The 16,090-nt window shown below is 29.5% G+C and carries 9 protein-coding genes; 3 read left to right on the forward strand and 6 right to left on the reverse strand.

Features of this window, described 5'->3' with window-relative positions:
- Positions 1-2 precede the first annotated feature (2 nt).
- The 3 genes from GQS57_RS16485 to GQS57_RS16495 all read right to left on the reverse strand — a co-directional run bounded on the left by GQS57_RS16485 (position 3) and on the right by GQS57_RS16495 (position 4,959).
- A complete protein-coding gene (locus GQS57_RS16485; RefSeq protein WP_165733963.1) occupies positions 3-3,173 on the reverse strand; it encodes a TonB-dependent receptor in 3,171 nt (1,056 codons plus the stop codon).
- Positions 3,174-3,326: 153 nt separating this feature from the next.
- A complete protein-coding gene (locus GQS57_RS16490) occupies positions 3,327-4,268 on the reverse strand; it encodes a FecR family protein (protein WP_165733964.1) in 942 nt (313 codons plus the stop codon).
- 112 nt (positions 4,269-4,380) lie between these two features.
- Complete coding sequence (locus GQS57_RS16495) at positions 4,381-4,959, reverse strand: sigma-70 family RNA polymerase sigma factor (protein WP_165733965.1); 579 nt, start codon at positions 4,957-4,959, stop codon at positions 4,381-4,383.
- A gap of 508 nt (positions 4,960-5,467) precedes the next feature.
- Here GQS57_RS16495 and GQS57_RS16500 point away from each other — a divergent pair.
- From GQS57_RS16500 to GQS57_RS16510, 3 genes are all read left to right on the forward strand, one after another.
- Complete coding sequence (locus GQS57_RS16500) at positions 5,468-6,334, forward strand: lipopolysaccharide assembly protein LapB (RefSeq protein ID WP_165733966.1); 867 nt, start codon at positions 5,468-5,470, stop codon at positions 6,332-6,334.
- 5 nt (positions 6,335-6,339) lie between these two features.
- A complete protein-coding gene (locus GQS57_RS16505; RefSeq protein WP_165733967.1) occupies positions 6,340-7,941 on the forward strand; it encodes a metallophosphoesterase in 1,602 nt (533 codons plus the stop codon).
- Between the two features lie 85 nt (positions 7,942-8,026).
- A complete protein-coding gene (locus tag GQS57_RS16510; protein ID WP_165733968.1) occupies positions 8,027-9,901 on the forward strand; it encodes a cytochrome-c peroxidase in 1,875 nt (624 codons plus the stop codon).
- A gap of 161 nt (positions 9,902-10,062) precedes the next feature.
- On the opposite strand, the gene bglX is transcribed toward GQS57_RS16510, so the two are convergent.
- The 3 genes from bglX to GQS57_RS16525 form a co-directional block, all read right to left on the reverse strand.
- The gene (gene bglX, locus GQS57_RS16515) at positions 10,063-12,318 is read right to left on the reverse strand and encodes a beta-glucosidase BglX (protein ID WP_165733969.1); all 2,256 of its coding nucleotides are present in this window, start codon (positions 12,316-12,318) and stop codon (positions 10,063-10,065) included.
- Positions 12,319-12,525: 207 nt separating this feature from the next.
- Positions 12,526-14,688 carry a glycoside hydrolase family 3 protein gene (locus GQS57_RS16520; RefSeq protein ID WP_240915514.1) on the reverse strand — a complete coding sequence of 721 codons (2,163 nt, stop codon included), beginning with the start codon at positions 14,686-14,688 and terminating at the stop codon, positions 12,526-12,528.
- 742 nt (positions 14,689-15,430) lie between these two features.
- The gene (locus GQS57_RS16525; RefSeq protein WP_165733970.1) at positions 15,431-15,955 is read right to left on the reverse strand and encodes a YkgJ family cysteine cluster protein; all 525 of its coding nucleotides are present in this window, start codon (positions 15,953-15,955) and stop codon (positions 15,431-15,433) included.
- Between the last annotated feature and the right edge of the window lie 135 nt (positions 15,956-16,090).

Raw genomic sequence — 16,090 nt, forward strand, 5'->3', positions numbered from 1 at the left:
TACTAAAATTCTATGTTTAACCCTAAAGTGTAAGATTTAACGCTTGGATAACTACCATAATCTAGCCCAATATTACTACTAGAGTTGCTATAAGATACTTCTGGATCTATCCCTTTATAATCTGTAATTGTAAATAAATTTTGTCCACTTAAATACAATCTAGCAGAAGACAGATTAATTTTAGATAACAATGCTTCTGAAAAATTATATCCTAAAGAAATATTTTTTACTCTAATATAACTTGCATCATCTACCCATCTATCTGAAGTTACAAAACCTCTACTAACTCTTGCTTCTGGAATATCTGTATCTGTATTTGTAGGCGACCAACGATTAAGAGCTTCTGTAGTAACATTTGTTCTACCGTTTAAAGCACCTAATTCCATTAAAGTATAATTTAATATTTCTCCACCTTTAGAACCTTGGACAAATACATTAAGACTGAAGTTTTTATAATTAAAATCATTATTCCAACCCCAACTAAAATCTGGATGTGGATCTCCAATAACTGCTCTATCATCATCCGTTAAAGCGCCATCACCATTAAGATCTTTAAATTTTTCTCCTCCAATTTCTTCTCCTCCAACAAGTACATCATCTGCAGTTTGTACAACTCCGTCATAAAGATATCCCCAAAATTGACCAACAGATAATCCCTCTCTTAATAACTGTGTAGTTCCTGCTCCTGATAAAGGCGATGATGAATAAAAAATATCGTTTCCATCCGTATCATTATCAACCAATTTTATTATTTTATTTTTATTGAATGAAATATTAGCATACGTTTTCCATTTTAAATCTCCTTGTAAAATAGTTGCATTTACAGCAAATTCAAATCCTTTATTTTCTACGGTACCAATGTTTTGTAATTGAGTTAAAAAACCTGTATAATTTGGCGTTGGTACATCAAACAAAAGATCATTTGTTGTCATATTATAATAATCTAAAGTAACACCAAACCTATTTCTTAAAATTTGAAGATCTACACCAATATTAGTTTGTGTAGTAGTTTCCCAAGTTAAATCGTTATTAGAAATTGTAGATGGTCTTATCGCTGTTACTGTACTACCTTGTACTGTAGAAAAAACATCTGTAAATGATGCTAAAGATTGATAAGGACTAATTGCCTGGTTACCAACTTGACCATAACTTAAACGTAATTTTAATAAATTAATAGTGTTTGATTCTGATAAAAAATTTTCATCAGAAATTTTCCAACCAAAAGCTGCTGATGGAAAAAAGCCGTATTTATTATTTGCTGCAAATACAGAAGCCCCTTCTTGACGCCCAGTAAACGTAAATAAATACTTATCATTAAGCGTATAGTTAATTCTACCAAAAAAAGCTTCGAAAGCAGTTTCTGATAATTCTGAATCTACAGAAGACGGATTTGTTCCTCCACCTAAATTCCAAAAAGAAAAAGAATCAGAAATAAAACCAGAAGCAATAATATTAGAAGATTCTGACCTATCTTTTTGCAAAGAATAACCAGCCATTATTGAAAAATCATGATTTTTACCGATAACTTTATGATACGTTAAATAGTTTTCGTTGATAAAACTTGTGCTTTTTCTATTGCTAAAAGTTGCCTCTCCACCTACACTATTTCCTCTATCTAAAGTTGTTGGGTAATAAGCACCAGTTCTAGAATGGTTGATGCTAACACCTAAAGTCGATTTTAATTTTAAATCTTTAAGAATTCCAACTTCTGCATATACATTTCCTTGAAACAAATCGGTTATCGCTTCATTTTCATACTCAGTAGACATTGCATAAGGATTATCAATTGGATACCCAATTACGCTTAAAGAATTATCTCCATTTTCATCTGTAACTCCTTGTGTTGGAGAAAATTTATACGCTCCAGAAATTACACCAGTTTGCGCTGCGTCTCCTCCTTCTTGACTTTTAACTCCGTTTTTATTAGTTCTACGAGCAAAAATACTTGAACCTATTTTTACAGATTCCGATACTTTTAGATCTAAATTAGAAGTAATAGAATATCTTTTAAAATCTGAACTTTCTACAATTCCTTTTTGGTCAAAAATAGAACCAGATAAATAATAATTTATTTTTTCTGTTCCTCCAGAAGCAGATAGCTGATAATTTTGAACTCCACCTGTTCTATAGATTTTGTCTTGCCAATCTACTCCTTCTCCTGTAAATTCGGGTACAAAACTAGGGTCTAATTCTGTAATAAAAGTTGTAAACTGATCTGCGTTTAATAAATCTAAACGATTGATCTCTTCATGCGTTGAGTAAGAAGAAGAAAAACTAAATTGTGTTTTTCCCTTTGCACCTCTTCTTGTACTTATTATTACCACTCCGTTTGCACCTCTTGCACCATAAATTGCTGTAGAAGAAGCATCTTTAAGAATCTCCATCGCTTCTATATCTTCCGCCGGAGGCATAACACCACCAATAAAACCATCCACAACAATTAAAGGATCATTACCAGCATTTATAGAAGTATTTCCTCTAATTTGAATGCTATAATCAGAACCTGGCGCACCGTTTGTAGATTGCACAGTTACACCTGCAGCTCTACCCTGCAAAGCTTGTGTAGCATCCATCACTGGAAAAGCTACTAAATCTTCTGAATTAATAGAAGAAACAGACCCCGTTAAATCACTCTTCTTAACACTTCCGTATCCTACAATTACAACCTCATCTAAACTAGATGAATCCATTATTAAACGAACAGAAATTTCTTTTTTTCCGTTTAACGGAACTTCTTGTGTTACAAAACCTAAATAAGAAACTACAATTACAGCATTATTAGTAGAAACTTTTAATGAAAATAGCCCATTAAAATCTGTTGTAACTCCATTATTTGTTCCTTTTTCTAGAATAGTCGCTCCAGGTAAAGGTTCTCCCATTTCATCTACAATATTTCCCGTAATCACCGCTTTTTGTAGTGGTTGTTTAGCTTCTTTTATTTTACCAATTAAAATTTCATCTCCATTTACTTTAAAATCAAACTGAGCACGTTTACCTAAATCTTCTAAAATTAAAGTCAATGATTTATTTTTATAAACAGCACTGTATTGATTATTATTCTTGGCAATAAAATCACCATACGTAATATTAAAATGGGTTACATTAGCAATTTTGTCTAAAATTTTTACAAGTGTAGCTCCTTTTTCATTTAGAGTTAAATTTGTTGTATTCATATTTTTAGATGCTCCAAACATCTGAATCGTACTAAAAAAACATACAAATAGTAATATTTGTACTGTTTTACTGTGATTTTTCCTCATTTAATTAAGTCTTAGTTTTTACTTTGTTTTAATGTAATTCTTATGATTTTTGTTTAATTATTATCTCTATTTTTTCACTATTTCAACCATATTATTATTTTTGATTAGTTTTACTTCGTTGATAAAATTGATACGCTCTAATAAATTATCTAATGTTTCATTTTTAGATAATCTTAATGAATAGAAATACTCTTCTTTAAGGTTATCTGTTTTAAAAACAAATGGAATTTTATATAACTTTCGAAGCTCTATTACTAGTTCTTCAATTTTTATTTTTTCTAAAACCACTTCTTCTTTCCACCAAAGATTTGTAACCTCTGCATTTACCTCTTTCTTATAAAGCTTGCTTGTTTTATTATTATAAGTTACTTTTTGATTAGGCTTAATAAATACAGATTGTTGTTTAGAAGTTACGTTTACCAAACCTGTATTAACCACTACTTCAGTTGTATTTTCTGCCTCTCTTATATTAAAAGAAGTGCCTAAAACTTTGGTTGTAATTTTACCAGATTCAATTACAAATGGTTTCTTCGGATTTTTAGTTACATCAAAAAAAGCTTCTCCTTTTAGCTTTACCAACCTAATTGTATCATTAAAATTTTTAGGATATTCTATAGAACTTTCCCCATTCAAAACTACCAAAGAGCCATCTGGTAAATAAACTTTCACCAGTTCGTTTAAATGAGTTTCTTTTAAAATTTGTGCTATTTTATGCTGATTTCCGAAAAATAAAATTCCTTTATTATTGCTTACTGAATAAAAGTTAAAACCTAATAGAATAATAATAGAAGCAGCAACTGCCCAATACCAAGTTATTTTGGTTTTTTTATTTTTCTCTATTCTTTTGTAGATTGTATTTTTAAGGGAAAGATTGTGTTTAAAATCCGTAGGATTTTTTCCACCTTTTTGCATTTCATCAAAAAAAGATTCTACACTTTCAGTTTCTTTTTGCGTAGCTGTTCCTTCTTGGTATTTTTTTAAAATAATTTTAAAACTCTGTTCTGTCATAATGTACTTACATATTGGAAAATAGATTCCTCTACTGTTAAGTACCCAAATTTTAAATGTCCCCTATGTTTTTATTTCAAGTTAAAGTTTTGTTAACCTAGATAACACTTAATTAACATTGTGCAGATACAATGCCTATTAACACAAATTGAAGTAACATCATTTCTGAATTATAAACTCCTGATTCTCGTAAAATTTTTAATGCTTTGGTTATTTGGTTATCAACTGTACTTGTAGAAATATTTAATACAGCGGCAATTTCTTTGTAACTTAAACTCTCTTTAAAGCGAAGTTTAAAAATTTGAAGACATCTTTCTGGCAATAAATCGTCGGCTAAAATATCTATTTTTTTAATCAGTACTACTTTATTTTCTTCTATTTTTTCACTTTCTGCTGTATCATCAAAATTAAAAACAGCTTCCATTTTTTCTAATAAAACTTCAGTAAAAGGTTTACTGCGAAGCCTTTTTGCACATTGAAATTTTACAGCTTTAAATAAATAGGCTTTATAATGTTCTATTGATAAATTGTCTAACCGATTCCATAAATCTAAAAAAACTTCTTGCGTAACATCTTCTGCGTCTTCACTAGAATGTAAAATATTATTCGCATACCCAAATAATTGATACCAATACTCATTGTAGGCCTTATTGTAATCTTGCTTCTTACCCATAAGTTTAATTGTTATCATCTTTAGATTTTACAAAAAAAAAGCATTTAACCGCAACTACTAACAAGTATATATTATCATTCCGTTAAATCATAAATTAAAAATTTTAGACAATAAAAAACACTTGTTACTAAGCTTTCTAAACACCTAAAAGAACACAAATACAACAAAAAGTAATATCTTAAAATTTCTTTCTAATAAAAAAACCATACTCTTTTAAAGTTCTAAATAAGAGTACTTAAAACAGGTTTTGTTCCTATTTTAGTTGTAAATTAATATACGAAGCATGTATAATTATAGTTTTAATAAACAATTTCAGAATAAACATTTACTTAACTAATTGTTAATCTAAACATAACAGAAAATCACAAAAACCTAATAAACAACAATTTAGGTTGATTTGTTTTAAATTAAATATTCGTTACGCCCTCTATTGTCAACGTGTTTAGTCGTTCTTGTTTTTAATTTTTCGAAAAATCATTTGCAAACAGATTATATACATTTGCCCTTAAAAAAACCTTCCTTTTACATGGTTAAAAAATCATATTCCCTAAACTTTGGGAATCCTCTTCTTATAAGAATACTTTTTATTGTTTCCTTTTTATTATTATCCGTACAAGTATTTGCACACGGAGATTTATCTATTCGAATAGAAAAAAAGACTCTAGAAATTAAAAAAGACCCAAATAATTTTAACCTTTATTTTCAAAGAGGTTTACTATACCAACAACATACAGAATATAAAAAATCATTAATCGATTATAAAAAATCTAAAACTTTAGGAAATAAAAAAAATGCTTTAGAATATAGAATTGCTGAGGTAAATTATTTATCAGAAGAATATAACGAAGCTTTAAAAGCTATAACTTCTTATTTAAAAAAAGAGAAATTAAATACCAAAGCTAAAAAACTAGAAGCTCAAATATTATTCCATTTAAAAGCCTATAAAAAATCGGTAAAAGCATACAAATATGTTGTTGATAATCTACAAGATATTCGCCCAGAAAACATTTTAGAATATGCAAAAATAATACTTGCAGAAAATAATAAAAATTATAAAGATGCTTTACAAGTAATAGAAGTAGGTTTAGAGAAATTGGGTGCAAATACATTATCTCTTCAACTAAAAAAGTTAGATTATTTAAAAGAATCTAATCAAACAGAAAAAGTAATTAATCAATATAATTATTTTATTATAGAATATAATAGAAAAGAGTTTTGGTATTATAAAAAAGCCAAATATTTAGCAAGCTTACACCAACATCAGCAAGCAAATATAGCCATACAATTAGCTTCTATTAATATAGAAAAATTAGATGCTAAGTTTAAAAAAATGAATTCTACAATTAAGTTAAAACAACAAATTAAAACTTTAGAAAACGCCATTAACAACTAAATATTATGATTAAAAAAAGCATATTTTTACTACTGACATTAATTTCAGTCTCTTTATTTTCTCAAACTTCTGTCATTGTAAAAAGAGGTCCTTATTTACAAAGCGGAACACCTACAAGCGTTATTGTAAAATGGCGAACGGATATTGCAACAGCATCTGTTGTTAATTACGGAACTAAATTAGATTCTTTATCTAACAATAAAATTAATAAAAATAAAACAACAGAACACCAAGTTGATTTATCTAATTTACTGCCAAACACAAAATACTATTTTAATATTGGTAATCAAGAGGAAGTTTTAGCTGAAAGTATTTCTGGTGATATGTATGTAATAACTGCTCCAAAAGTTGGTACAGATCAATTTGTTCGCGCTTGGATTTTGGGAGATCCGGGTACAGATAATAAAAGTCAAAGAAATGTAAGAGATGCCTATTATAAATATATTGATACAGATTCTATAAACACTGGAAAAACAGATATGATGTTATTTTTAGGCGATAATGCCTATAGTAGCGGGACGGATATAGAATACAAACTTGCTTTTTTTGATGTTTATAACGAGATGCTAAAAAAATCTGTTGCTTGGTCTTGTTTAGGGAATCATGATGGTTATACTGCTGATTCAGACACGCAATCTGGTCCTTATTATGATATTTTTTCTTTTCCTAAAGAAGCCGAAGCAGGCGGAACAGCCTCTGGCACTGAAGCTTATTACTCTTTTAATTATGCTAATATTCATTTTATAATATTAGATTCTCACCACTCTAGTCGAGCTGTTGGTGATGCAATGTATAATTGGGCTTTAACAGATATTCAAAATACACAACAAGATTGGATTGTAACTTTATTCCATCACCCTGCATATTCTAAAGGTTCTCATGATTCTGACGTAGAAGATAGATTGATTGAAATGCGAGAAAACTTTATGCCCATGTTAGAAGCCAATGGTATAGACCTTGTTTTAAACGGCCATAGCCATTCTTATGAACGTTCTTATTTTTTAAACGGGCATCAAGGTTTTTCTAATAGTTTTAATCCTAAACAAATAACTAAAGGAGGTAACATTGTTGGTAAAAATGGAAATGGAGATGGAAAAATAGATGGTAATGGTGCTTACATAAAAACGAAAGAAGATACTAAAGGAGCTGTTTATATAACAACAGGGTCTGCAGGACAAATATCTGGCGGAGAATTAAACCATAAAGCAATGTATATTTCTTTAAATAAACTAGGTTCTTGTGTTATGGAGGTTGATGATGATGGTAAAGGTGGACAAAATTTAACTGTTAAATTTATACGAGATACTAATGAGATTGATGATTATTTTACCATCAATAAACCTAACATCACTATTAAATCTTCTTCTATCAAAAAAGAAATTATAAAAAGTGAAGAGTCGTTTATATCTCCCATTAATAGTGTACTTACCATCAACTTAAAGCCTAAAGAAAAATTAAAAACAGTTAAATTTTATAATAATATTGGGCAGTTGATTAAAGAAACTAATGACAAAGTAATTGACGTTAAAAAAATGGAATTAGGTACGTATGTTGTAGAAATAACAACGGATAAGGGAACGTTTTATAAATCTGTTATTTTAAAATAATTTTAAATTCTCATTTTAATAAATTACTATTAAGGCTTTTTTATTCTGATAAAAAAGCCTTAATAGTTTATAAAACTTGTACTAAATGAAAAAAATAAGCATTTTATGTATGTTGCTTTTTAGTTGCTTTTTTATCTTATCTGGTAAAAAAACAGCCGTTTATAAAACAGATTCTATTTTAAAAAATATAGCTTTTGATTATACAAATAATTTTTACAAGTTTCAAAAAGAAGTAAACTTATTAGATGCTCTTACAAATAAAAAGGCTTCTTTAAAAGATATAAAAAGCCAAGTAAAAAAAACAAGATTAGCTTATAAGAAAATTGAATTTATTTTTGATTATTACCAAACATTTTACAATACTACTTATATAAACGGAGCTCCGTTACCAAAAATAAGTGAATATTTTGAAGCCACTGAAGTTATAAAGCCCAATGGTTTGCAGGCATTAGATGAAGCCATTTTTGAAGAAAATTCCTTAGAAAACAAACAACATATTAAAAAATTAGCTAATAAATTAAAAGAGCGTGTAGATTTCCTTCTAAAAAACCACTTACCAATTCTATTAAAATCTAGTCAAATTATAGAGTCTATTCGCTCTGGAATGGTTAGAATTTTCACTTTAGGAATTACAGGTTACGACACGCCTGGTTCTGTAAATGGTCTAGAGGAAAGTTTAGTGAGTTTGCAAAGCATGAAAACTGCTTTTTTGCACTATAAGGAAGGAATAAATCCTAATGCAATTATTAAATTTCATCATATTAAAAGACTTTTTGAAAAAGGAGAAAATTTATTAAAATTAGAAAACAATTTTAATGAATTTGATAGAATGCTCTTTTTAAAAGAAGTAGTAAATCCGTTATACGGTAACTTATTAGAGTTTCAAAATCTAAATAATATTCTATTAGAACCGTATAAAAAACATGCTCAAAATTATAAAGCAAAAAATATATTTGATGTTAATTTTATAGACAGTGATTTTTATTCAGAATTAGTTTATCTTCCTTTAGATAATAAAAAAACAATTAAATTAGGCAAGTTATTGTTTAATGATCCACAACTTTCTAATAGTGGTAAAATGTCTTGTTTAACTTGCCATGATCCAAATAAAGGGTTTGCAGATGGTCTACCTAAAAGTGTCTCTAATAAAAAAGGAGTCTTTGGAGCTAGAAACTCTCCAACTCTATTAAATGCAGGGTATTCTACACGTTATTTTTTAGATATGCGTGCATTTACTTTAGAAACTCAAGTTGCTCATGTTTTAGATAATCCCTTAGAATTTAATACTACTTTTAAGGCTATTATAGAAAAATTAAATAAAAATGCTAATTATAGAAAATTATTTAAAGATGCTTACGAAGGAATTACCAAACAAAATATCAACCAACGTTCTATAAGTAATGCTATTGCAGCCTACGTAAATTCTTTAAAATCCTTTAAGAGTCCATTTGATAGATATGTAAGAAATGAAACAACAAAATATCCAGAGAATGCAAAACGAGGTTTTAATTTATTCATGGGAAAAGGAACTTGTGCTACGTGCCATTTTGCTCCAATTTTTAATGGAACTACACCTCCCTTTTATTTAGAATCTGAGTCTGAGGTTTTAGGTATTACGCAAGGTTTTGATTCTATAAACCCTAAATTAGACACAGACTTAGGGCGTTATAATAATGGACTTATAGGCGATAAACAACGTTATTTTAAAAATTCTTTTAAAACGGTTTCTATTAGAAATACAGATTTAACTGCCCCTTATATGCACAATGGTTTATTTTATACTTTAGAAGATGTTTTAGAGTTTTATAACTTAGGAGGTGGAGAAGGAATGGGAGTAAAAGTAGAAAATCAAACACTTTCTAACGCACATTTAAATTTATCTAAACAAGAAATTGATGATATTATCGCTTTCATAAAAACACTTTCAGATACATCTGACTTTACAACCAATAAGAATTAAAGGCTCCATTTTAAAATAATTATGCGTCTTTTATTTTAATACATTATAATTTTACTACTCTTAATCTGTATTAAATATTTCCCTAGAGAAAAACTAGGGAAATAATATATAAAACATCTCTATTGCTACCACAAAGAACCGTTGAATCTACCAGTTAATATTTACTTTTTAAGAGAAAATGATGTTTTTAAACCTTCTGATGCACTTGGTCCAACCCAAATATTAAACACTCCCACTTCTGCTGCTTTTATCATTTTATGATTGACAAACTCTAAATCTTTAGCCGATATTTTAAAAGTAACTTCTTTTGTTTCTCCACTTTTTAAGAATACATGCTCGAACCTTTTTAACTCTTTAACAGGTCTGGTAATGCTACCAACAACATCTTGTATATAGAGTTGTGCAATTTCTTTACCGTCATTTTCACCTGTATTTGTAATAAATACCTTAAGCTCTAAATCTTCATTAAAATTAATGATATCTTTAGATATAGAAATATCTGCATATTTAAAAGTTGTGTATGTTAAGCCATAACCGAAAGGAAAATGAGGTGTAAAACCGACATCTAAATAATGAGAATCATTACCCAGTGAACTTTGCCATGCAGCAATAGGAATTTTATCCATCGGAATAAAATTAATACTATCCGCAGGTCTACCTGTATTTTTATGATTATAAAAATACGGGAGTTGACCAGCTGTTTTTGGCCAAGAAACGGGCAATCTTCCTTCAGGAGATTTTATTCCATGTAGAATTTCATACAAAGCCTCACCTCCCATTGTTCCTGGGTGCCATGCCATTAAAACAGCATCTACTTTATCTATAATATTTGTAATGGTAATAGGTCTACCTGCCATAATTACTAAAACAATAGGTTTCCCTGTTTTAGCCAATTCGTTAATTAATTCTTCTTGAGCTCCTGGTAAATTAATGTTTGCTCTACTATGTGCTTCACCAGATAAAATTGCTTCTTCTCCTCCAAAAAATAAAATAACATCAGATTTTTCAGCGTTATTTATAGCTTCTAGAAAACCTTTTTTAGAAGTATCTCTGCTATGCCCTAATCCTTTTGCAAACGTAAAATCTGTATTCGCTTTTTTATATGCATCTAAAGGTGTATTGGTATGTTCTTTTTCTCCATCAAAAGCCCAAGTTCCTAATTGTTCGTGTGGCGCATTTGCCAAAGGACCAATAATGGCAACATTTGTTTTCTCTGAAAGAGGTAAGATAGAATTTTTATTTTTTAATAAAACAGTACTTTCAATCGCTGCTTTTTTAGCTTCTTCTAAATGACTTTCTGCATACAAATTACCCGTATGTTCTTTATTTCTATGCGGATTTTCAAAAAGACCAAGTCTAAATTTAATTCGTAGAATATTACGTACAAATTCATCTAATTCTTCTAAAGTTACCTTTTCTTCTTTAATCAATTCTTTTAAATGGTTTTCATAAGCTTCACTATTCATTTCCATGTCTAATCCTGCTTTAGCTGCTAATTCTGCAGCATGCTTTTCGTCACTTGCAAAACCATGAGCAATCATTTCTGTAACCGAATCCCAATCACTTACAACAAAGCCATCAAATTTTAATTCTCCTCTTAAAACATCCTTTAATAGAAACTCATGTCCTGTTGCTGGAATTCCGTTTATTTCATTAAATGAACTCATTACGGTTGCAGCACCAGCATCTATAGCTGCTTTAAATGGTGGTAAATAAATGTTTCTTAAAAGAGGTTCACTTAAATTAACCGTGTTGTAATCTCTACCTCCAATGGCAGCACCATAGGCAATATAATGTTTTGCAGAAGCCGCCATTCTATAAGGATTGCTTAAATCATCTCCTTGAAAACCTTTAATATAAGCAGCACCTAAAACGTTTGCTAAATAAGGATCTTCTCCTGGAGATTCTGCAATTCTTCCCCATCGGCTATCTCTTGCAATGTCTAACATTGGGGCAAACGTCCATCGTATGCCTGATGAGGTAGCCTCAAAAGCTGATATTTCAGAAGATTTTTCTACAATCTGTGTATCCCACGTTGCAGCTAATCCCAATGGAATTGGAAAAATAGTTTTAAAACCATGAATTACGTCTCTACCAAAAATTAATGGAATTCCGTTTGGACTCTCTTCAACCGCGATTCTTTGTAGTTCATCTACATAGTTTAAATTCATAATGTTTAAAAAAGCACCAACTTCTCCTTTTTTAACAGATGCTATTAATTTTTCTGGAAGTTCACTTTCTGTACTGTGCATACCTCTTAAATTGGTTTGCCCTATTTTTTCTTCTAAAGACATTTTAGAGAGTAAAACCTCAATCTTTGCTTCATGCGTTGTGTCTCCTGTAAAAGAAGCCTCCTTATTTTCTTTACAACTTATAATTGTTACCAATAACAGTAATAGAAGGAATGTTTTTTTCATAATATTATTCATTTTGTTGGTTTATTTTCTATCAAAAAAGTATTTATTGCATCTTTAATTCCTAAAAATCACAAAGGCTACTTTTTTACTTTATCTTTAATTATATCTACACTTGTAGTAATTATATAAAGAATGATTCATTTTTTTATTCAAAAAAAGCAGTACAAAAATAAATTCATACTGCTTTTTCACTTTAATCAACTCAAATTAAAACAAATCAAATTTTATCTTTTTTACAATATTATTAGATGCGTTACCAACGTATAAATAATAAGTTCCTTCTTCTACAGTCCAGTCTGAAATTTCTGGATTATAATAGGCTAATGTGGATGCATCAATAGTAATTGTCCCCGTTTTATTAGCTCCTTTTTCTAAATATATTTTCGAAAATCCTTTTAATTCTTTTAAAGCTCTTTCTACTTTAGATTTATGTTTACCAACATATACTTGTACAACTTCTGCTCCTGCTCTATCTCCGGTGTTTGCAACCTCAAAAGTTATTTTTATTTGATCATTCTTAGCATATTTTTTTTGATCTATTTTTACTTCAGAAATTTTAAGATCCGTATAAGATAAACCAAATCCGAAAGCATATTGAGGTTTTATTTTTCGGGTATCAAACCATCTATATCCAACTAAAATACCCTCGCTATAATTTTGATTAACGCCATCTCCTGGATACGAAATTTGTCCAAAAGCATGTGCTGCATTGTCATTTAATTCCTTTGGAAAAGAAAAAGGAAGTTTCCCCGAAGGGTTAACATCTCCGCTAACCACATCTGCTATTGCATGACCAGCCATACTACCCAAATACCAAGTTTGTAAAATTCCTTTTGTTTTAGAAATCCAAGGCATTTTTACCGCGTTTCCTGTAACCAATAAGAAACCTAAGTTTTCATTAACTTCTTGAATTCCGTTTATTAATTTTTCTTGTCCGTAAGGCAAATCAAAAACTTCTCTGTCATCTCCTTCACTATCTTGATGATGACTTTTATTTAAACCTCCCACAAAAAGAACAATGTCTGCTTTTTTTGCAACCTCAATTGCTTTTACATACAAAGAATCTTGGTTTAAATTAGCTGGTAAAATTTCATCATAAACAGAAGCACCAGACTCATAACCCATTGTATGAATAATTGTAGCATTTTTATATCTATCTTTTATCCCTTGCAAAGGAGAAATTTCAAAAAGAGGTTTTAATTGAGAAGATCCTCCACCTTGTGTCATATCTCTTGTAGCATTTTCTCCAATTACAGCAATTGTAATTCCTTTTTTATCCTGAATAGGAAAAAAATTATCTTCATTTTTCAACAATACAATTCCTTCTGTTGCTACCTTTCTAGCCACTTTTAGATGGTTATCTGTATTCAATTTCCCTAAAGTTTTATTCGGATTTAAGTTTGTACGATACATCAACCTTAATATTCTACGTACTTTATCGTCTACCAAATCTTCACTTAACTCCCCATTTTTTATCGCTTTTAAAAACGGATTTGCTAAATAATAATGTTGATAATGATTATTGGTTGTAGTCCCCAAACCATCTGTTCCTGTCCCCATTTCCATATCTACACCATACAAAGCGGCTTCTTCTGTAGAATGCACAGAACTCCAATCGCTAATTACAACACCATCAAAATTCCAATCTGTTTTTAAAATTTTATGCAGAATTTTATTATGAGTAGTGTACTGACCTCTAAATTTATTATAAGCGCCCATTAATGCCCAAACATTTCCTTTTTGCACCGCTGCTTTAAATGCTGGTAAATAAATTTCGTGCAAAGCTCTATCACCTACTTCTACATTAATTTTATCTCTTAAATGTTCTTGATTATTTAGAGCAAAGTGCTTTACACAAGCTGCAACCCCATTGTCTTGAACTCCTTTAATATAAGGAACTACCATGGTGGAAGCTAAAAAAGGATCTTCTCCTAAATATTCAAAATTTCTACCATTCATAGGCGTTCTATAAATATTTACACCAGGACCTAATAAAACCTCTTTTTCTCTATATTTTGCTTCTTCACCTAAACTAAAACCATAATTTTCTGCTAATTCTGGGTTAAAAGTTGCCGCTAAACATGTAAGCGCCGGAAAAGCAGTAATAGCATCATTGGTCCAACCTGCATTCTCCCAAGCATCCCAACTAATTTCTTCTCTAACTCCATGTGGTCCATCAGACATCCACACTTCTGGAATACCTAACCGAGCAACTCCTTTTGTACTAAATTTAGATTGTGCATGTGTCATTGCAACTTTTTCTTCTAAAGTTAAAACAGCAATAATACTATCTATTTTGGCTTCTATAAATTCAGTAGAAACTTCATTTTTATCTAATTGAATTTGTGGTATTTTATCTTGTGCTTTCATAAATGATATGTGTAAGCAGAAAACAAAAAGGAACACCGGAATATTTTTGTTAAACGGAACTCTCATGTTTTTCAAATTTAGTTTACTTTTAATTATTTTGATAAAACTACTTTTAAACGAAGTATTTTAATAAAACTATTTCAACTAAGAATAAAACATTTGTTGCAATTCATTTGATTCCCTAAGCTTCTATAGTCCCAATACTCATTTGTTCTATATTTTGCTTTAAATCTTATATGGAAGACTTTTTGTAAGTTAGCTGCTTATACTGCTTTAATTGTATTGATATTTTAAAGAACCTAAAAAATATAAAAAAGATTGAACTCTATTCTTAAAACCTTTTTATGAAGTTGCAATTCTAGGAAATGAAGCACAAAATATTAAAAATGAGCTACAAGATCATTATATACCTAATACTATAATTGTAGGTTCTGTAAATGAAAATGAAAGTATTCCGCTATTAAAAGATAAGTTCGTAGAAGATGAAACTTACATTTACGTTTGTAATTTAGGAACATGTAAATTACCTCAAAAAGAAACTGTAAAAGCTATTAAGTTGATACAAAAATAATTTATAAAACTAAAAAACCATCTCGCTTGAGATGGTTTTTTTAAATCAACTAATTCAAATAATTATAAAATGAAAACAGTTAACTACGTTGTCTTCATTTTTATAAAAGCAAGTTCTGTGCCAAAAGAATATTTGAAATGTATTTTTAGATATCTTTAACAAAGGTACTACTTAGCTCCTTCTCTTTTTTACTTTAGAAACCATTGGTACTGCTTTTTTTAATGCCTCTACAATAGAATATGCAGCTGGACAAATAGCTGTATTTGCTACTGTTAAATCTGAAATATTTATAAACTTTTTTCTATTTGTATGCGGGTATTCTGCACAAGCTTTTGGTCTAACATCATAAATAAAACAGCTATTATCAGATTCATCTAAGAAAGAACAAGGTGCCGTTTTTAACACCATAAAATTGTCTTCGTCTCTTTCTAAATATTGCTTTTGAAAATCTGCAACTTTCATTTTTAAATGTTTAGAAATACGTTCTGTATCTTTATCCGTAAAAATAGGACTCGTAGTTTTACAACAGTTTCCACAATCTAAACAATCTGTTTTTTTAAACTCAGCATCATGTAATTCCTGCACAACATAATCTAAATTTTTAGGCGTTCTTTTCTTAAGAGTCGCAAAGTACTTTAGACTTTCCTTTCTAGTTTCTTCTGCTAATTTTGGTAATTGTTCTAGACGTTTTTCCATTGTGCAAAAATACAATTTAATAGTTTAAAAAAAGATTTCTAAAAAAAGGATTGCCAACTATTTTAAATGTGAATTATATTTATTATAATCCTTAAAACTCCTCTAATTGAAACCTATAAATCTTTAATTGTGAAC

Source organism: Polaribacter sp. 20A6, assembly GCF_011378915.1.
In the GTDB taxonomy this organism is placed as follows: domain Bacteria; phylum Bacteroidota; class Bacteroidia; order Flavobacteriales; family Flavobacteriaceae; genus Polaribacter; species Polaribacter sejongensis.